Annotated in this window: 18 protein-coding genes and 1 riboswitch; of the genes, 10 read left to right on the forward strand and 8 right to left on the reverse strand. The window is 73.7% G+C overall.

What is annotated here, in order from left to right; genetic code table 11:
* Nucleotides 1–51 precede the first annotated feature (51 nt).
* Complete coding sequence (locus tag HA073_RS06595) at nt 52–381, reverse strand: hypothetical protein (protein WP_166455904.1); 330 nt, start codon at nt 379–381, stop codon at nt 52–54.
* Nucleotides 382–516: 135 nt separating this feature from the next.
* On the opposite strand from HA073_RS06595, the gene HA073_RS06600 reads away from it, so the two are divergent.
* The 5 genes from HA073_RS06600 to HA073_RS06620 all read left to right on the forward strand — a co-directional run bounded on the left by HA073_RS06600 (nt 517) and on the right by HA073_RS06620 (nt 6001).
* The gene (locus tag HA073_RS06600) at nt 517–1248 is read left to right on the forward strand and encodes a histidine phosphatase family protein (RefSeq protein WP_166455905.1); all 732 of its coding nucleotides are present in this window, start codon (nt 517–519) and stop codon (nt 1246–1248) included.
* Nucleotides 1232–2095: an NAD(P)H-hydrate dehydratase gene (locus tag HA073_RS06605; RefSeq protein ID WP_043323664.1), complete on the forward strand. Its 864-nt coding sequence runs from the start codon at nt 1232–1234 to the stop codon at nt 2093–2095. Before HA073_RS06600 ends, HA073_RS06605 begins: the two co-directional genes overlap by 17 nt.
* Before the next feature lie 145 nt (nt 2096–2240).
* Entirely contained in the window at nt 2241–3725 is a 1485-nt protein-coding gene (locus tag HA073_RS06610; RefSeq protein WP_166455906.1) for a S8 family serine peptidase, read from the forward strand.
* 107 nt (nt 3726–3832) lie between these two features.
* Nucleotides 3833–4333, forward strand: a complete 501-nt coding sequence (locus HA073_RS06615; protein ID WP_030499909.1) for a hemerythrin domain-containing protein — start codon at nt 3833–3835, stop codon at nt 4331–4333.
* A gap of 123 nt (nt 4334–4456) precedes the next feature.
* A riboswitch (ZMP/ZTP riboswitch) is annotated at nt 4457–4546 on the forward strand.
* An 18-nt stretch (nt 4547–4564) separates the two neighbouring features.
* Nucleotides 4565–6001 carry a glycine hydroxymethyltransferase gene (locus HA073_RS06620; protein ID WP_166455907.1) on the forward strand — a complete coding sequence of 479 codons (1437 nt, stop codon included), beginning with the start codon at nt 4565–4567 and terminating at the stop codon, nt 5999–6001.
* A gap of 65 nt (nt 6002–6066) precedes the next feature.
* Here HA073_RS06620 and HA073_RS06625 read toward each other — a convergent pair whose 3' ends face one another.
* The 6 genes from HA073_RS06625 to HA073_RS06650 all read right to left on the reverse strand — a co-directional run bounded on the left by HA073_RS06625 (nt 6067) and on the right by HA073_RS06650 (nt 12352).
* A complete protein-coding gene (locus HA073_RS06625; protein WP_013286617.1) occupies nt 6067–6318 on the reverse strand; it encodes a hypothetical protein in 252 nt (83 codons plus the stop codon).
* Nucleotides 6319–6345: 27 nt separating this feature from the next.
* Nucleotides 6346–7689, reverse strand: coding sequence for a PLP-dependent aminotransferase family protein (locus HA073_RS06630; RefSeq protein ID WP_166455908.1), 1344 nt, complete (start codon nt 7687–7689; stop codon nt 6346–6348).
* Nucleotide 7690: 1 nt separating this feature from the next.
* Nucleotides 7691–8794, reverse strand: coding sequence for an alpha-hydroxy acid oxidase (locus HA073_RS06635; protein WP_166455909.1), 1104 nt, complete (start codon nt 8792–8794; stop codon nt 7691–7693).
* Entirely contained in the window at nt 8787–9755 is a 969-nt protein-coding gene (locus HA073_RS06640; protein WP_166455910.1) for an alpha/beta hydrolase, read from the reverse strand. The genes HA073_RS06635 and HA073_RS06640 overlap by 8 nt, the downstream gene beginning before the upstream one ends.
* The gene (locus tag HA073_RS06645) at nt 9752–10975 is read right to left on the reverse strand and encodes a cytochrome P450 (protein WP_166455911.1); all 1224 of its coding nucleotides are present in this window, start codon (nt 10973–10975) and stop codon (nt 9752–9754) included. The genes HA073_RS06640 and HA073_RS06645 overlap by 4 nt, the downstream gene beginning before the upstream one ends.
* Before the next feature lie 66 nt (nt 10976–11041).
* A complete protein-coding gene (locus HA073_RS06650) occupies nt 11042–12352 on the reverse strand; it encodes an SGNH/GDSL hydrolase family protein (protein WP_043323654.1) in 1311 nt (436 codons plus the stop codon).
* Between the two features lie 285 nt (nt 12353–12637).
* On the opposite strand from HA073_RS06650, the gene HA073_RS06655 reads away from it, so the two are divergent.
* From HA073_RS06655 to HA073_RS06675, 5 genes are read left to right on the forward strand one after another with little or no spacing between them, the layout of a single operon-like run.
* On the forward strand, nt 12638–14212 hold the full coding sequence (locus HA073_RS06655) for a class I adenylate-forming enzyme family protein (RefSeq protein WP_166455912.1): 1575 nt from the start codon (nt 12638–12640) through the stop codon (nt 14210–14212).
* Complete coding sequence (locus HA073_RS06660; RefSeq protein ID WP_166455913.1) at nt 14209–15429, forward strand: MFS transporter; 1221 nt, start codon at nt 14209–14211, stop codon at nt 15427–15429. The genes HA073_RS06655 and HA073_RS06660 overlap by 4 nt, the downstream gene beginning before the upstream one ends.
* A 36-nt stretch (nt 15430–15465) precedes the next feature.
* Entirely contained in the window at nt 15466–15858 is a 393-nt protein-coding gene (locus HA073_RS06665) for an MmcQ/YjbR family DNA-binding protein (RefSeq protein WP_064445772.1), read from the forward strand.
* Nucleotides 15855–16487 (forward strand): HAD family hydrolase, encoded by a 633-nt coding sequence (locus HA073_RS06670; protein ID WP_166455914.1) that lies wholly within the window; start codon nt 15855–15857, stop codon nt 16485–16487. The genes HA073_RS06665 and HA073_RS06670 overlap by 4 nt, the downstream gene beginning before the upstream one ends.
* Nucleotides 16488–16528: 41 nt before the next feature.
* Nucleotides 16529–17209, forward strand: a complete 681-nt coding sequence (locus HA073_RS06675; RefSeq protein ID WP_166455915.1) for an SGNH/GDSL hydrolase family protein — start codon at nt 16529–16531, stop codon at nt 17207–17209.
* Nucleotides 17210–17345: 136 nt separating this feature from the next.
* Here HA073_RS06675 and HA073_RS06680 read toward each other — a convergent pair whose 3' ends face one another.
* Nucleotides 17346–18695: a hypothetical protein gene (locus tag HA073_RS06680; protein ID WP_166455916.1), complete on the reverse strand. Its 1350-nt coding sequence runs from the start codon at nt 18693–18695 to the stop codon at nt 17346–17348.
* Between the last annotated feature and the right edge of the window lie 3 nt (nt 18696–18698).

The raw sequence follows: 18698 nt of genomic DNA on the forward strand, positions 1-18698 counted from the left end.
CCCGCAGTGTGCGGGGACCATAACCGGCGGCACCGACAGCGTGAGAACCGCTCAGGTGATCAGCAGCGCCCCGACGACGATCAGCGGCACCGAGACGAACAGGAAGATGCCGACGCCGGTGAGCACCCGCCCGCCGCCGCCGTCCTCCCGCTCCGGCGCGAGGCCGAACGCCGACCGGGCCGGCAGCATGCCGATGCGGCTCAACGTGAGGTCACCGGTCATCCCGATCACGGCGCCGACGATCATGAACGCGACGCCGAGCCGGTGCGTGAAGTCGCCGCCGCCGACGGCCACCCAGATGCCGACCGCCGCCGCGATCACCAGGACCGCGATCAGGAAGAGCACCAGCGCCTCCCGCAGCCCCCGCACCACAGTCGTCATGTGCGCCTCCCTCGTACCCGGGCCGTCCGTCCCGCGTCGTGGGACATTGTGCCGGGTCGATGCACGGCCGCGCAGTCCCGCGCCGGGCCGGTCCGGCACGGTTATCCCCGGTCGGGCCCGGGTACCGGGAGCCGCATGGCGGAGTTGGCATCGCTCTGGATCGTCCGGCACGGTGAGAGCACGGCGAACGTCGCGGCCACGGCGGCCGAGACGTCCGGCGCCGAGCTGATCGACCTCAGCCACCGGGACGCGGACGTGCCGCTGTCGTCCACCGGCGAGGAGCAGGCGCGGGCGACCGGCCGGTGGCTGGCCGGGCTGCCGGACTCGCAACGGCCGGACGTCGCGGTGGTGTCGCCGTACCTGCGGGCGGTGCGCACGGCCGAGCTGGCGCTGCACGGCACCGGGATCCCGGCCAGCGTCGACGAGCGGCTGCGCGACCGGGAGCTGGGCGTCCTCGACGGGCTCACCGGCCACGGCGTGAACCGGCGCTACCCGGAGGAGGCGCGGCGGCGCACCCGGCTCGGCAAGTTCTACTACCGCCCGCCCGGCGGCGAGTCCTGGACCGACGTGGCGCTGCGGCTGCGGGCGCTGCTCGGCGACCTGCGCCGCGACCACGAGGGGGGCCGGGTGCTGCTGTTCGGCCACGACGCGCTGGTCTTCCTGCTGCGCTACCTGGTGGAGGGGCTCACCGAGGCGGAGCTGATGGCGCTGACCCGCGAGCACGTGATCGCCAACTGCTCGGTCACCGGCTGGCACGCCGACGACACCGGCCGGCTCGTGCCGGACGTGTTCAACGACGTCGCCCACCTGCACCGGCAGGGGGCGACGCCCACCAGGGAGGACGAGGTCAATGCCGAGCCGGTCTGACGTGATCACCCCCGCGCTGCTGCGGGACTGGGCGCTGCCGGTGCCCACCGGCGGCAAGGAGGCGCGCGGCACCGTGCTGGTGGTCGGCGGCTCCCGGTTCACCCCCGGCGCGGTGCTGCTCGCCGGGGTGGCCGCGCTGCGCGCCGGGGCCGGCGTGCTCCAGCTCGCCGCGGCCGAGTCGACGGCGGCGTCGCTGAGCATCCAGGTGCCGGAGGCGCTCGTGGTCGGCCTGCCGGAGACCGGTGACGGCGCGGTCCGCGGCGACCCGGGCGACCTGCTCCGCGGCCTGGTCGCCGAGGCCGACGTGGTGGCGGTCGGACCCGGCCTGACCGACATCGAGACCACCGGGGAGCTGCTGCGCCTGGTCCTGGACGCGGCCGGCCGGGAGACCGCGCTGGTGCTCGACGCGTACGCGCTGGGCGCGCTCAGCCACGCGCCGGAGCTGCTGGCCGGGTCCGGCCGCAAGGCGGTGCTCACTCCCAACCTGACCGAGGCGAAGCACCTGCTGGGCCGCGATCCGGGCGACGACCTGGACGCCGAGGCGGTGGAACTGGCCGGCCGGTACGACGCTGTCGTCTCGCTGTACGGGCACATCGCGACGCCGGACGGCCGGGCCTGGCGGGAGGAGAGCGGGGACGCCGGGCTGGGCACCTCGGGCAGCGGCGACGTGCGCTCCGGGCTGCTCGCGGGCCTGCTCTCCCGGGGCGCCGACCCGGCGCAGGCCGCCTGCTGGGCGGCGTTCGCGCACGCGGTGAGCGGGCAGCGGCTGGTCCCCCGGTACGGGCGGATCGGCTTCCTCGCCCGGGAACTGCTCGACGAGATCCCGTACACGATCGCCACGGTCTGACGATCCACAGCTCGGCGGGGTGAGGCGTGTAACACCCCGCCGTCGGTGGGCGCTGTTGCGGCGAGGCGTGCAGCCTGCGCGTCTCCACCGGGCCGTACCCCCGTCCAGGGAGCGGCCCGGCCGCACCAACCCCCTGGGAGTCTGTGTGAACAATCTCCGTCGCAAGACACTCGCCGCCGCGTCCGCCGTGACGCTCGGCGCCGGTCTCGCCCTGATCGGCGTCCCGGCGCCGGTGGCGGCCGCCGGACCGGAGACGTCGTACCTCGTCCTCGCCCCGCAGGGCAACGGCACCGCCAAGGCCGCCGCGCGGGTGGCCGCCGCCGACGGCGCTGTCGTGGCCGCGTACGACAAGATCGGCGTGCTCGTCGCGCGCTCCTCCGCCCCGGACTTCGCCACCCGCGTGGCCGGTGCCGGCGTCGAGTCGGTCGCCTCCACCGCCGGTCTGGGCACCGCCCTCGACGAGGGCGAGACGGTCGAGGTCCCGGCCGCCGACGTGGTCCGCGCCGCGGGCGACCCGACCGCCGAGCCGCTGTACGGCCAGCAGTGGGACATGGACATGATCCGCGTCCCGCAGGCCCACGCGGTGACCGGCGGCAGCCCGTCGGTCGTGGTGGGCGTGCTGGACAGCGGCATCTCCAGCAGCCACCCGGACCTGGCGACCCAGATCGCCAAGGACAAGAGCACGTCCTGCGTCGGCGGCGTCACCGACACCGCCGAGCCGGCGTGGAACCCGACCACCAGCGACCACGGCACCCACGTGGCGGGCACCATCGCCGCCGCGGTCAACGGCGTCGGCGTCACCGGCGTCGCCCCGGGTGTGAAGGTCGCCGCCGTGAAGGTGGTCAACGACGACGGCTACATCTTCCCGGAGGCCGCGGTCTGCGGGTTCATGTGGGCCGCCGAGCACGGCTTCCAGCTCACCAACAACAGCTACTACATCGACCCGTGGCAGCTGAACTGCCGCAACGACGCCCGCCAGCGTCCGGTGTGGCAGGCCGTGCAGCGGGCGCTGCGCTACTCGCAGTCGCAGGGCGTGCTGCACGTGGCGTCGGCCGGCAACGCGAACTTCGACCTGGCCCACAAGATCACCGACACCGGCAGCCCGAACAACGGCACGCCGGAGGAGCGCGCGAACCTCACCAACGCCTGCCTGGTCCTCCCGGCCGAGGCGCCGGGCGTGGTGACCGTCGCCGCCGTCGGCCCGACCGGTGACAAGAGCTACTACTCCTCGTACGGCCAGGGCGTGATCGACGTGACCGCACCCGGTGGCGACACCCGGTTCCGGACCCGGGGCGCGCGCTCGACGTCCACCGACGGCATCCTGTCCACCACCTTCAACACCGCCACCCGTACCAACGGGTGGGGCTACAAGCAGGGCACCTCGATGTCCGGCCCGCACGCCGCGGGCGTCGCGGCGCTGGCGCTGTCCGCGCACCCGGGCATGACGCCGGGCCAGCTCTCCTCGTTCCTGGAGCGCACGGCGGTGGCGAAGTCCTGCCCGGCGGGCGTGTACAACCCGGTGCCGCTGATCCCGGCGGGCCCGAACGCGTACGACGCGACCTGCTCCGGCGGGAAGCGCAACGGGTTCTACGGCGCCGGTGTCGTGGACGCGTACAACGCGGTGAAGTAACCCGTACCCGCGTGGACCGGGCCCGGCGAACGCGCCGGGCCCGGTCTGTTTGTCCTGGTCGGGCCCCGGGTAGGGGGGCAGCGTCAGCCGACTATAGGAGGTAACCGGTGTCCACCGACGCGATCGTCCTGCTCAAGGAGGACCACAAGGAGATCCGCCGCCTGTTCAAGGCCTTCCAGGAGGCCGAGGAGGGACCGGCGAGCAAGCGCGGGAAGATCGTCGAGCAGATCCTCGAGGCGCTGACGGTGCACACCTACCTGGAGAACGAGGTGATGTACCCGGAGGTCCGCAAGCTGGTGCCCGACGTCGAGGACGACATCCTGGAGTCGTACGAGGAGCACCACGTCGCGGACGTGCTCTGCTTCGAGCTGTTCACCATGGACGCCGACGACGAGCGGTTCAACGCAAAGACGACGGTGCTGATCGAGAACGTGCTGCACCACGTCGAGGAGGAGGAGCAGGAGTGGTTCCCGAAGGTCCGGGAGGCGCTCGGCCGTAACCAGCTCCAGGAGATCGGCCAGCGGATGCTCGACCTGCGCCCGAAGGCCCCGAAGACGCCGACCGCCCCGAAGGCGCTGAAGAAGTCCCTCGATGCCGTGGTCGCCTGACACCGGCCGCGCGACGCGAGCGGGACCGCCCCGAGGCAGAGGGGCGGTCCCGCTCGCGTCGCGGGGTTCAGTCGCCGGGACGGGCGGCCCAACCCCGCAGGTCCGGGCCGGGCCGGTAGGATCGGCACGGGCCGTGACTGGCGCGTGGAGATGGAGCACCATCGGGGAGCGGCCTCGTCATGAGGACGCATGCCGAGCGCCTGGGCCTTCCGCACGTCACCTGGAGGTCGCATGTCGCGCAACGCCGAGTCCACCGCCTTCCGCAGTGCGCTGGAGGTCGTCCGCGGCGTCGAGCCGCGCGTCGCCGACGCCATCGCCGCGGAACTGGCCGACCAGCGCGAGTCGCTCAAGCTCATCGCCAGCGAGAACTACGCCTCCCCGGCGACGCTGCTGGCCATGGGCAACTGGTTCAGCGACAAGTACGCCGAGGGCACCGTGGGGCGCCGCTTCTACGCCGGCTGCCAGAACGTCGACACGGTCGAGGCGCTCGCCGCCGAGCACGCCCGCGAGCTGTTCGGCGCGTCCCACGCCTACGTCCAGCCGCACTCGGGCATCGACGCCAACCTGGTCGCGTTCTGGGCGATCCTGGCCGACCGGGTCGAGTCCCCCGCGCTGCGCAAGGCGCAGGCCCGGCAGGTGAACGACCTCACCGAGGCCGACTGGTTCGCGCTGCGCCGCGAGCTGGGCAACCAGCGGATGCTCGGCATGTCGCTGGACGCCGGCGGGCACCTCACCCACGGCTTCCGGCCGAACATCTCCGGCAAGATGTTCGACCAGCGCAGCTACGGCACCGACCCGGCCACCGGCCTGATCGACTACGACCGGGTGGACGAGGCGGCCCGCGAGTTCAAGCCGCTGATCCTGGTCGCCGGCTACTCCGCGTACCCGCGGAAGGTCAACTTCCGGATCATGCGGGAGATCGCCGACTCGGTCGGCGCCACGTTCATGGTCGACATGGCCCACTTCGCCGGGCTGGTCGCCGGCAAGGTCTTCACCGGCGACTTCGACCCGGTGCCGCACGCGCACATCGTCACCACCACCACGCACAAGTCGCTGCGCGGCCCGCGCGGCGGCATGGTGCTCTGCGGCCCGGAGCTGGCCGACCAGGTCGACCGGGGCTGCCCGATGGTGCTCGGCGGGCCGCTGCCGCACGTGATGGCCGCCAAGGCGGTAGCGCTGGCCGAGGCGCGCCGCCCCGACTTCGCCGACTACGCCCAGCGGATCGTGGACAACGCGCAGGCGCTCGCCGACGGGCTGCTGCGCCGGGGCGCGACGCTGGTCACCGGCGGCACCGACAACCACCTGGTGCTCATCGACGTGTCCGGGTACGGCCTGACCGGCCGGCAGGCCGAGCAGGCGCTGCTGGACTCGGGCATCGTGACCAACCGCAACTCGGTGCCGCAGGACCCGAACGGCGCCTGGTACACCTCCGGCATCCGCATCGGCACCCCGGCGCTGACCACCCGGGGCCTCGGCGCCGCGGAGATGGACGCCACCGCCGAGCTGATCCACACCGTGCTCAGCCAGACCACGCCCGGCACCGGCCCGGACGGCGCGCCGTCGAAGGCGAAGTACGTGCTGGACCCGGCGGTCGCCGAGTCCGTCGGCAAGCAGGCCGCCGACCTGCTCACGCCGTTCCCGCTCTACCCCTCGGTCGACCTGGCCTGAGCGCCCGACAACACGAAGCGGCACCCCGGGAGAAGGAGTCTCCCGGGGTGCCGGCGGTTACGGGGTCAGCGCAGCGGGCGCTTCAGGTGGTAGCGGTGGACCTCGGTGCTGCCCTGCACGTTGTTCACGTCCTCGGCGGCGGAGACCAGTTCCCAGCCCTCCCGGCCGACCCGGTTCAGGTGCGCGATGGCGGTGTCGCCGTACGCGGTCACGTCGGTGCGTGACCCGTCCGGGCCGTACCACACGAACGAGACGTGGAAATTGCGTCCCTGACCCTGATACCGACGAACGAGCAACGCGTACTCCCAGGCAACCATTGGTCCATTATCAACAGACGAACGGCGTCAGGAAACACGTAGTGTGCCGGAACCCTGACACTCCGGCGTCACGCCGCCGGACATGGTGTCCGTGACCAGCGTGGCGAGCCGGTCCAGCCCGAGATCGATCGACTCCGGTGTGACAGCGCTCACCGACAGCCGCAACGCATTCACCGGCGTGCCCGCATCGTAGAAGTGGGCCATCGGCGTCCAGAGCACGCCGTACTCGCGAGCCGAGCGGTGCAGCAGCGCGTCGTCCACCGGGAACGGCACGCTCACCACCACGAAGAAGCCGCCCGCCGGGACGGTCCAGGTGACCGGACCGCCGGCCGGGAAGCGCCGGGCCAGGCCGTCGACCAGGTGGCGCAGGTTGCGGGCGTACGCGGCCCGTTCCCGCACGTTCGCGGCCACCAGCGAGCAGTCGTGCGCCAGCAGCGCGCCGCCGATCACCGCCTGGCTGATCGGTGACGTGTTCACCGTGACCATGCTCTTGATCTTCGCGAGGTGGTCGGCGAACGGGACCACGGTGCCGTCGGCCTCCCCCACCCGCTGGTCGGCGACCACGTAGCCGACCCGGGCCCCGGGCAGCACGGTCTTGGCGAACGAGCCGAGGTAGACCACCCGGCGCGCGGTGTCCAGCGCCTTGAGCGTGGGCCGCCGCGCGGTGCCGTCGGCCGGGAACAGGCCGTACGGGTTGTCCTCGATCAGCAGCAGGTTCTCCTCGGCGGCCAGCTCCAGCAGCCGCCGCCGCTGCCCGGTGCCCATGCTGACGCCGGACGGGTTGGCGAAGTCGGGCATCACGTAGCAGGCCCGGGGCGTCAGCCCTTCCGCGCGGGCGCGGCGCACCCCGGCGCGCAGGTCGGCCAGGTCGACGCCGTCGGGCCCGCCGGCCACCGGGCGCACCGGCAGGTCGACCAGACGGGCCGCGCCGGTGAGCCCGACGTACGTGGGCGCGACAGCGAACAGCACGTCCGCCGGGCCGGTCCGCAGCGCGCGCAGCACCAGGAACATCGCCTCCTGGCAGCCGACTGTCACCACTATCGACTCCGGGTCGACGGTGAGCCCCTCGTCCACGGCGAGGTGCCGGGCGATCAGGTGGTGCACGACGCCCTTGGTCCGGCCGTACTGCAACAGCGTCCGGTCCACGCCGGCCCGGTCCAGCCCGACGTCCTCGGCGAGGTGGCGGCGGAAGCGGTCCAGGTACGTGTGCAGCACCGCCGAGTCGAAGAACTCCTCGTACGGCCGCCCGGCCGCCAGCGACACCGCGTCCGGGTAGTGCTGCGCCACCTCGTTGAGGAAGTTCATCGAGTTCAGCGCCGGGTCGCCGACACTGCCGTGCAGCGCCGTGACGGCCAGGTCGACCGGTTCCACGTCAGCCTCCGATCCGGGTGCGCAGCCGCCGGGCCGAGGCCGGGTCCGGGCAGCCGCTGAGGATGAGCGCGTCGCGCAGTTCCGCCGCGAGCAGCGCGAGCGCCGCCTCGGCGCCGGCCCGGCCACCGGCGGCCAGGGCCCAGAGCAGCGGCCGGCCCAGCAGCACGCCGTCCGCGCCCAGCGCCAGCGCGCGCAGCACGTCGACGCCGCCGCGGACGCCGCTGTCCAGCAGCACCGCGCACCGCCGGTCGACCGCCTCGACCACCTCGGGCAGCACGGCCGCGCTGGCCGGGGCGGCGTCGAGCTGCCGTCCGCCGTGGTTGGAGACCACCACGGCGTCCACGCCGGCGTCCGCCGCGCGGACCGCGTCGCGCGCGTCCAGGATGCCCTTGACCAGCAACGGCACCCGGGTACGCTCCCGCAGCCACTCCAGGTCCGCCCAGCTCAGCGCCGGGGCGAAGACCGCGCCGGTGTGCACCGCCACCGCCGACACGCCGGGGGTGCCCTGGTGCGCCAGGTCGTCCCGGCCGCCGGGCAGGTTCGCGGCGGTGACGTGCGGCGGCAGCGCGAACCCGTTGCGGGCGTCGCGCAGGCGCCGCCCGAGCACCGGCACGTCCACAGTCACCATCACCGCCGCGCAGCCGGCCGCCGACGCCCGGTCGAGCAGGTCGGCCACCAGCGCCCGGTCGCGCAGCCAGTACAGCTGGAACCACACGGTCGCGCCGGTCGCCGCGATCTCCTCGATCGGCGTGCTGGCCAGCGTGCTGGCCACGTAGGGCACGCCCGCCGCGCGGGCCGCCGCCGCGAGCGCGGGCTCGCCGTCGGGGTGCAGCAACCGCTGGTACGCCATCGGCGCGACAGCCACCGGCAACGCGGCCCGGCCGCCGGGCAGCGCCGCCTCGGTGGACGGGTCGTCCACGCCGGCCAGCATCCGCGGCAGCACCGCCACCCGGTCCAGCGCGGCCCGGTTCGCGGCCAGGGCGGTCTCGGCGCCGCTGCCGCCGTCGACGAAGTCCCACACGTCGGGCGGCAGCACCGCCCGGGCCAGCGCGGCGAATTCGGCCAGGCTGACCGGCGGCACGAAGCCGTCCACCGCGTCAGCCATGGTCGGCACCCGCCGCCGCGTGCGCCGGGTCGAGCCCGAACGTGCGGCGCAGGAAGGCGGCGGCCCGCTCCTGGGCCTGCCGTCCGGCGTCGAACACGCCGGGCATGGCGAAGAACCCGTGCACCATCCCCGGGTAGTGGGCCGTCTCGGTGGGCACGCCGGCCTCGCCCAGCCGCTCGGCGTACCGCCGGCCCTCGGCGCACAGCGGGTCGTACCCGGCGGTGATCACGAGCGCCGGGGGCAGGCCGCCCAGGTCCTCGGCGAGCAGCGGAGACGCCAGCGGGTGCGCCGCGTCGCCCGGGTCGGCCAGGTAGTGGCTCCGGTACCAGCCCACCGAGTGCCTGTTGAACAGCATCGGGTCCTCGTCGTCGCCGGGGCGGTGCCCGGGCCGCTGGTCGGTGTTCGGATAGACCAGCAGCTGGGCGGCGAGCCGGGGACCGCCGTCGGCGCGGGCCAGCAGCGTCACCGCGGCGGCCAGGTTCCCGCCCGCGCTGTCCCCGCCGACCGCCAGCCGGTCCGGGTCGACGCGGAACTCGGCGGCGTGCGCGGCGAGGTGCCGCACCGCGGCATGGCAGTCCTCCACCGCCGCCGGGAACGGATGCTCCGGGGCGAGCCGGTAGCCGACCGTCACGGTCTGCGCGCCGGTCAGGTTGACCAGCCGCCGGCAGATTCCGTCGGCGGTGTCGACGCTGCCGAGGGTCCAGCCGCCACCGAAGAAGTAGACGAGAGTCGGCAGCGGGCCGTCGCCGTCCGGCCGGTGGATCCGCACCGGCAGCGGCCCGGCCGGGCCGGGCACCGTCGTGTCGCGTACCTCGGCGACCGGCTCGACCGCGCCGGAGCCGGCACGGATCGCGGCGAGGTCGGCGGCGCGGGCCTCGGCCAGGGTCTGGGTGTAGAGCGGCACGGTCCCGGCGGCGGCCCGCGCGGTCCGCCACGCGACCACCTGCGGATCGAGTGTCATCCGGCCTCCCCTGTGGTGACGAAGAGCTTGTCGATGCCGCGCAGGAACAGGCTCCCGCTGTACGTGTACGGCTGGGTGACGGCCAGCCGCGGGAAGCGCGCGAACAGGCGCGGCAGCGCCAGCCGGCCCTCCAGCCGGGACACCGCCGAGCCGAGGCAGAAGTGCAGCCCGACGCCGAAGGCCAGCGACGGCGGGCCGGGACGGCGCGGGTCGAAGCGGTCCGGGTCGGGGAACCGGGCCGGGTCGCGGTTGGCGGCGGCGATCAGCAGCAGCACGTTGTCGTCCCGGTCGACCGGCACGCCGCCGAGGTCGACGCCGGCGGGCGCGGAGCGGGCCAGGAAGTGCACCGGGCTCTCCATCCGCAGCACCTCCTCCACGCAGCCCCGGGCCAGCGCGTCGTCACCGGGTAGCGCGGCGGTCACGTCCGGGTGCTCCAGCAGCAGCGGCAGGCCGTTGCTGAACATGTAGACGGTGGTGACGAAGCTGGCGTTGAACAGCACGATCAGGTTACTGATCAGCTCGTCCTCGGTGAGGTCGACGCCGCCCGCGTCGAGCACCTCGACCAGCCCGCTGATCAGGTCGTGGCCGGGCGTACGGCGCCGGTGGGCGATCAGGTCGCGGTAGTAGACGCGCAGCTCCTCGGCGGCCTGGTTGGCCCGGGCCAGCCGCTCCGGCGTCTTGCCGGACACGTCCATGTACTCGTCGATCCAGTCGACCCGCTGCCGGTACCAGGCCAGGTCGGCCGGGGGCAGGCCGATGAACTCGGCCATCACCAGCGCCGGGACCGGGTACGCGAAGTCGGCCACGAAGTCCACCTCGTGCCCGTCGGCGCCCACCTCGGCCATGTGGTCCAGGCGTTCGGCGACGACCCGCTCGATCACCGGCTCCAGCGCGACCAGCCGGCGCGGGGTGAACGTCTTCGCGAACACCGCGCGCATCCGGGTGTGGTCGGGCGGGTTGACGAACATCATCGACGTCAGGAAAGTCCGTAGGATCTCCTGCTCCTCCCAGCCGGGCGGGAAGCCCTTGTACCAGCCGGGATCGCGCAGGATCTGGTCCACCATGTCGTACCCGCCGGCCACCGCGCTGACGGTGCTGTGCTCGGCGCGGGCCGGAACGGCGTTTATCGGCCCGTGCTCGTGCAGGGCCGCGTAGAAGGGATAGGGGTTCTGCCGGCCCTGTTCGCTGTAGAGCCCGGTCAGGATCTCGCTGACGTCCACTGTCTTTCCTCCCCAGGAAAACGGCGGCGGGGGCGGCGTCGTGTCGACCGCCGCCCCCGCCCGGTGTCACAGTCCGAGCAGCTTCAACGGCACCGCGTTCGCCATCGCCGCGGCTCCGGTGTCGTTCGGGTGGATGTGGTCACCCGAGTCGTACGCCGGCAGCAGCCGGCTGGGCTGCGCCGGGTCGCGCATCACCGCGTCGAAGTCGACGACGCCGTCGAACTCGGCCCGGCCGGGCCCGCGCAGCCAGGTGTTGACGGCCTGCCGGGTGGCGTCCTTCTCCGGCGTCCACACGCCCGGCCCGCCGTTGCCCTCGTACGGCATGAGCGTGCCGGCGATGCTGGTCAGGCCGCGCGCCTGGACCTGCCGGTTGAGCTGGCGCAGCGAGGCGATGATCGCCTCCGGGCTGTCACCGTTCATCCAGATGTCGTTGATGCCCAGGTGGGTGATGACGGTACGCACCCCGGTCTGCGGGAACACGTCCTCGTTGAGCCGGGCCAGCGCGTTCGGGCCCAGCTCGTAGTAGCCGGGGAAGTCGCCCGCGCCGGGCTCGGTGCCCTCGTGGTTGAGCCGGTTGCCGGCCAGGCTGAGGTTGAGCACGCCCGGCGTACGCGGCTCCGGGCGGGCGTCGATCAGCCGCTTGGCGAGCAGGTCCGGCCAGCGGCGGTCGGCGTTGACGGTGCTGCCGTTGCCGTCGCTGATGGAGTCGCCGAGCACCACCACGGAGCCGGGCGTCACCTTGCGCTCCACGTCGATGCCGGACAGGAACATCCAGCAGCAGTTGGGCCGGATCGTGAAGCCGGCGCCGTCGGCCGCCGAGGTGAGGTCGGTGGCGCCGATGAAGTTGGTGACCCGGGACTGGCCGTGGAACGTGACCGGCCCGGTGAGCACCGGGAAGTACAGGGTGACCACCAGGTCCTCCTGCTCGGCCACCGGGAAGGCCACCGGGTCGCTGAGCAGCTCGGCACCCTTGTTGATGGTCGCCGAACCGGCGCCGGAGAAGGTCAGCTGACGGACGCTGGCCGGGACGATGTCGGACAGGTCGTCGGGGGTGGCGGTGTTCGGCCGGGCGATGGTGGCGCGGCCGACCTGGATGGCCTGCTGGCCGTAGAGGTTGGTCAGCCGCACCCGCAGGCGCGGCCCGCCCACCGAGGTCTGCACGGTCATCCGGATGCTCTGGTTGTTCAGGCCGGTCTCGGTCAGGCCCACGGTGTTCCCGCGGGTCACCGCCGCGGCCCAGGTCCCGGCCCACTCGGCGCGCCCGTGCCCGGCGCGGTCGGTGTCGGTCGGGCCGGCGCTCGCGGTGACCGCCGGGGTGGCGGCGATCAGCAGCGTTACGGCGGAAGCTATGACGTGCCATCTCTTCGGGGTCGGCATCGATCCTCCATGGTCGGCAGCCCCGGGCGTGACGCGGTCGGCGGCACCGGCCCGGGCGATGGACCGGAAACTAGCTTCCGGCGGTGACGAGCGTCAATCAACCTGATCGACATGATCAAATGCCCACGTCGCGGGACGCAGCGACGATCGGCTCTGTCCGCGGTGGACCGCCGCTGCCTAGGCTCGGAAGCTGGCGGCGGTGCGGTCGCCGACCTGGCACCTGCCGTCATGTCCCGGCCCTGACCTGGCCGGACGCCGCTCGCGGACCATGATGGGGGCTGCCCGATGACCGACCGGCCGAACTATGTGCACGAGGCGCTGGAGCTCTTCGCCGGCTTCGGCGACCGGGAGGCGCTCGTCGGCGGCGGACGCCGCCTCACCTACCCCCAGGTCGCCGCGCGGGTGCGCGGCCTGGCCGCCGCGCTGCGCCGGCACGGGGTACGCCCCGGCGCGGCAGTGCTGGTGATGCTCGGCAACACGGTCGAGGGTCCGTTGCTGCAACTGGCGCTGCACCTGCTGGGCTGCCGGAGCATGTGGGTCGCCCCGGTGACCTCGCGGCGGGAGGTCGACGAGTTCGTCGCGCTGTCCGCGCCGGAGGCGTTCGTGTACGACCCGCGCGACCCGCAGGCGGTCCAGATCGCGGCCGGGCTGTCCGGCGTACCGGTGCTCTGCCTCGGCCCCGGCGGCGCCGGACCGGACCTGACCGCGACGGCCGGCGAGCCGGCCGCGGAGCTGCCCGCCGACGCGCCCGCGCCGGAGTCGTTCCTGCAGACCAGCGGCACCACCGGCACGCCGAAGCTGGTGCACCACCGGGAGAGCTTCTACCGGCAGATCCTCGCCCTGGCCGCCGACTTCCGGGGCGCCGGGTTCCCGCTGCTGCGGCACCTGTCCCACTCACCGATGTGGCTGGCCAGTGGCCAGATCACCACGCTGTTCAACCTGTTCACCGGCGGCGTGCTGTTCCTGCGCGACCAGTGGGACCCGGCCGCGTTCATCGCGACAGTGGACGCCGAGCGGCTCACCTCCACGTTCGTCACCCCGCCGATGCTCTACGAGGTGCTCGACCACCCCGACCTGCCGGGCGCCGACTTCTCCGCCATGTTCATGTTCAACGTGGGCGCCGGGCCCGCCGCGCCCGCCCGGCTGCGCCAGGCCATCGCCCGTTTCGGCCCGTGCCTGCGCATCGTGTACGGCCTCAGCGAGGCGGTGGTCATCTGCGCGCTGCCCGGGCTGACCGAGGACCCGGAGCACCCGGAGCGTCTGCGCTCCTGCGGCCGCCCGTACGGCGACGTGACGGTGGAGATCCGCGACACCGACGGCAAGGTGCTGCCGCCCGGCGACGACGGCGAGGTGTGGGTCCGCACGAAGCTGAGCTTCGCCGGCTACCACGGCCGGCCGGAGCTGACCGCGGAGACGCTCGTCGACGGCTGGGTCCGCACCCGCGACATCGGCCACCTCGACGCCGACGGCTACCTCTACCTGGTCGACCGGTTGCAGGACCGGATCCTCACCCGGGCGCGCAGCTGGCCGATCTACTCCCGCCCCATCGAGGACGTGCTCGCCGGCCACCCCGAGGTGCGGGCCGCCGCCGTGATCGGCGCGCCGGACCCGGTCGCCGGGGAACTGCCGTACGCGTACGTGGTGCCGGCGCCCGGCGCGTCGGTGACCGGCGAGGAGCTGATCGCGCTGGTGGTGCGGGAGCTGAGCGAGACGTGGGCGCCCGGCGCCGTGGAGTTCGTGGACGCGCTGCCGCTGAACCGGTCCGCGAAGGTGGACAAACGGGCGCTTCGGGCCCGGTACGCCGCCGCGCATCCGGCCGACACCGACACGCTGGGCACCGTGATCGGCAGCTCGGCATGAACCCGCGCCGGGAGTTGTACACCCTGGTCGGCGCCGACCTGCTGTCCAACCTCGGCACCCGGATCTCCGTGGTGGCCATCCCCTGGCTGGTGCTGGAGACCACCGGCAGCCCCACCAAGATGGGACTCGTCGCGGCGGCGGAGACGCTGCCGTACATGCTCTCCAGCGCGCTGGCCACGCCGTGGGCGGACCGCTTCGGGGTACGCCGTACCTCCGTGTTCGTGGACGCGGCGAGCGCTGTCGCGATGGCGGTGGTGGCGCTGGCCCCCTGGCTCGGGTTCGGCACGCTGCTGGTCCTGGTGGCGGTCGCCGGCGGGCTGCGCGGCATCGGCGACCGGGTCAAGCACGTGCTGTTCAAACCGGCCGCCGAGCGGGCCGGGGTGCCGCTGATCCGGCTCACCAGCGCCTACGACGGCCTGGCCCGGGGCATGACGCTGTTCGGCGCGGTGCTCGGCGGACTGCTCATCGACTGGGTCGGGCTGACCCGGGCCATCTGGATCGACGCGGCCACGTTCGCGGTCTGCGCGCTGCTCATCGGCGTGCTGGTCCGGCCGCCCGCGCCGGCGCAACCCGCACCCCGGGAGCCCTACCTGCGGGCACTACGCGGCGGCTTCGCGTACCTGCGCACCGACCGGACGCTGATGATCATGCTGATCGTGGTCTCGGTGTCGAACATGTTCGCCAACGCCAGCGTCGCGGTCTGGATCCCGCTCTGGGTCAACCAGGTGCTCGGCGACCCGGCCGGCTTCGGCCTGCTGCTCGGTGTGTTCTCGGGCGGCGCGCTGCTGGGCAACGTGCTGTTCACGATGTTCGGCACCCGGCTGCCCGCCGGGACGACGTTCGCGCTGGGGCTGACGCTCAGCGGCGCGCCCCGGCTGCTCGCGCTGGCGCTCAGCGACGACCTGGTCGTGGTGCTCGTGGTGACGTTCCTGTCCGGCATCGGCATCGCGGCGGTGAACCCGCTGCTCGGCGCGTCGCTCTACCAGCGGGTGCCGGGCGAGCTGCAGACCCGGGTGCTGGGCATCTCCGGGTCGGTGGCGTTCCTCGGCCTGCCCGTCGGCGCGCTGCTCGGCGGCTGGTCGGTGGCGCTGCTCGACCTCACCCCGGCGCTGCTGGTGATGTCGGTGGTCTGCCTGGTGCTGACCGTGGGACCGCTGCTGCTGACCCGCGGGTCCCACCGCCCGGCCCCGGAACCGGCGACCCCCACGCCGGTCTGAGCCGGGGTGTCGGTGGGCGGCGGTAGGGTCGGGGCCATGGCGACCTGGGACGACGTGCGGCGCATCGCGCTGGCCCTGCCGGAGACCACCGAGCGCGGCTCGTACGACGACCTGCCCGCCTGGCGGGTGCGCGACAAGATGTTCGTCTGGGACCGGCCGCTGCGCCGCAGCGACCTCGAGGCGCTCGGCGACGCCGCGCCGGACGGCCCGATCCTCGGTGCCCGGGTGCCCGACCTGGGCGCCAAGGAGGCGCTGCTCGCCGACGACCCGGCGGTCTACTTCACCACGCCGCACCTCGACGGCTACCCGGCCGTGCTGGTCCGGCTCGACCGGATCGCCGTGGACGACCTGACCGAGCTGATCACCGAGGCGTGGCACGCCCGCGCGCCGAAGCGGCTCGCCGCCGCGCACCGGGCCGGGGCCGCGTGAGCCGCCCGGTGGACGCCGTCGTCTTCGACATGGACGGCACGCTCATCGAGTCGCACGAGGTGGTGCCGGCGGCGTACCGGGCGGCGGTGCGGGCCGGTGGCGGCCCGTCGTACACCGACGCCGAGGTCATCGCCGGCTACTCGATCGGCTCACCGTCCGACCTGCTGACGCACCTGCTCCGGCGCCCCGCCACCGCCGCTGACCTCGACCGCTACCACACCGAACTGGCCGCGACGGCCGGGCGGGTGAGCGTCTACCCCGGAGTCGCGGAGATGCTCGCCGACCTCGCCGCCCGGGTGCCGGTGGGCGTGTTCACCGGCGCGAGCCACCAGGCGGCGGAGATCATGCTCGACCGGGTCGGCCTGCTCGGTCACTTCCGGGTGGTCCTCGGCGGCGACCAGGTCACCCGCCCCAAACCGGCGCCCGAGGGCGTCGAGGTGGCCTGCCGGCGGCTCGGCGTGCCGGCCGGCCGGGCCGCGTACGTGGGCGACTCGCCGCTGGACCTGCGCGCCGCCCGCAGCAGCGGCGCGGTGGCGGTGGCCGCCGCGTGGGGCCATCAGTACGATCCGGCCGAGCCCGCCGACCTCAGTCTGTCCCGGCCCGGCGAACTGCTGACCCTGCTGAGCTGAGCCCCTTTTCCCGCGCCGGGCGCTCGGCTAGCCTGCCGATCATGGCATCGACGTTGACCGAGGCGACTGATCCGTGGTGCCTGCGTCCGGGCGAGGCCACCGAGCTGCTGCGCGGGCACCCGTGGCGCCGGTTCGTGGTGCTCGGCGACAGCGTCGCGGAAGGACTGTGCGAGCCGGTCGACGGCTACCCGGACCTCCAGTGGGCCGACCGGATCGCCGCCGAGCTGCGCGCCGTCCGGCCGGAGCTGGCGTACCTGAATCTGGGGCGGCGCGGGCTGCGCGCGCACGAGGTACGGGCCACCCAGCTGGCCGACGCGCTGGCCTTCGAACCGGACCTGGCCCTCGTGGTGTGCGGCGGCAACGACGCGTTCCGGTCCGCCTACGACCCGGACGCGGTCGACGCCGAGCTGACCGCCATGATCACCGCGCTGCGGGAAGCGGGGGCGGACGTGATCACGGTGGGCATGTTCGACGTCTCGCACAGCCCGGCCGTGCCGGAGACGCTGCGCGCGGGCCTGGGCGAGCGGATGCGCCGGCTGTCCCGGCACACCCGGGGCGTGGCCGAGCGGCTGGGGACGCTGCACGTGCACCTGACCGACCATCCGCTGGTGGCCGACCCGTCGCTGTACAGCAGCGACGGGCGGCACGGCAGCGCCCGCAGCGACGCGATAGCCACAGCCGAAACCCTGAGAGTCCTGGCCACCCACCTCCCCCACCCCTGACCGCGCCCTCCCCCTCACCCGCGCCCGGCGCCCTCGGCCCGGATCCACGTTGTTGACCAAGGAGTTTGGGGTCGGTGACGCGCCCCGATGAGGACACGAACTCCTTGATCAACGAAGCGGGCAGGCGGGGAGGGGGTCAGTCGGTTAGGAGGATGCCGGTCAGGAGGACGCCTCGGGCCAGGTTGAGGACCTCGTCGCAGCCCGGGTAGCCGACCCGGGCCAGCGCGCCGGAACCGGTGCGGCCGAACAGGTACGGGGCGAGGCTGTACGGGACATCGGCGGTGACCGTCTCACCGGTCTCGATCTGCACGAAGTCCATCGCCACCCGGTCCGCCTCGTGGTAGCGCTGCAGGATGTTGCCGCCCTCGGCGATCGCCGCGCGCACCCCGTCCGCCCACGCGACAGCCGTCATCTCGCGGCCGATCAGCACCCCGTGCCCGGCCGATCCGCCGGCCGGCTTGGCCACCAGGTCGGCCTGTTCGGCCAGCGCCCGGTCGAGCTGGTCGGCGGTGAGCGCGACGGTGTGCGGCACGTACCGGCGGATCAGCGTCCGGTCGTCCTCCGGCAGCAGGTCCAGGTCCTCCCAGAGCCAGGCGTAGTTGAGCTTGTTGCTGAGCAGCCAGGCGGCGCTGCTGACGAACATCGGCAGCGTGCCGGCGGCGAGCGCGCCGGCGACCGCGTCCAGGCCGGGGCTGTGGGTGACCCGGTTCGGCACGAACAGCCGGAACAGGGCGTCCACCGGGGCGCCGCCGACGACCAGGCGGCTCTGCGCGTCCAGGCCGGCGGTGGCGACCGGGGCGATGACCAGGTCGATGCCGAACGGGCGGGCCTGGTCGATCAGCGGGGACAGGATCCGGATGAACGTCTCCGGGTCGTCCAGTCCCGGGTAGTCGGCGTCGAAGTCCATCAGCAGCGCCACCCGCGCGCCGTCGGCCAGGCCGAGCGTGTCCCGGATGGCGGCGAACCGCTGGTCCAGCAGGGACGGCGCGGGCCGCGCGCCGTCGAGCAGGTCATGGGTACGGTACAGCTCGGCGTACCGCTGGATGACGGTGTCGGCGTCGAAGCCGCCGCCGAGGCTGCTGTCGATGTTGTACTCGACGATGCACGGCACGCCGCCGGAGAACAGCACGTCCGGCCGGTACGCGGCGAGCAGCCCCTCGTGCAGTTCCTCCTCCGGGTCGAGCAGCCGGGTCTCCCCCTCCGGCACGTCGAGGAGCCGCTGCAGCTCACCGGCGGTACGCGCGCGACGCCGGCAGGCTTCCAGGATGAGCTGGGCGATGCGGTCGCAGACCTCGTTCAGCTCGCCGAACGCGTCGGCGGTGAAGACGGGCGGGCGGGCCAGCCGCCACTGCTTGTTGTACGTGGCCCGGCCGTGGAAGATCTTCTCCCAGGCCGCGGCGCCGGTGGTCACCATCGCGGTACGGGTGGACTCGGGCAGGTCGGTCCACGCCTGGCCGAGTGGCGGCCACGTGTAGTTCGGGTCCATCGT

Source organism: Micromonospora sp. CMU55-4, assembly GCF_011602315.1.
GTDB classification, from domain to species: Bacteria; Actinomycetota; Actinomycetes; order Mycobacteriales; family Micromonosporaceae; genus Micromonospora; species Micromonospora chalcea.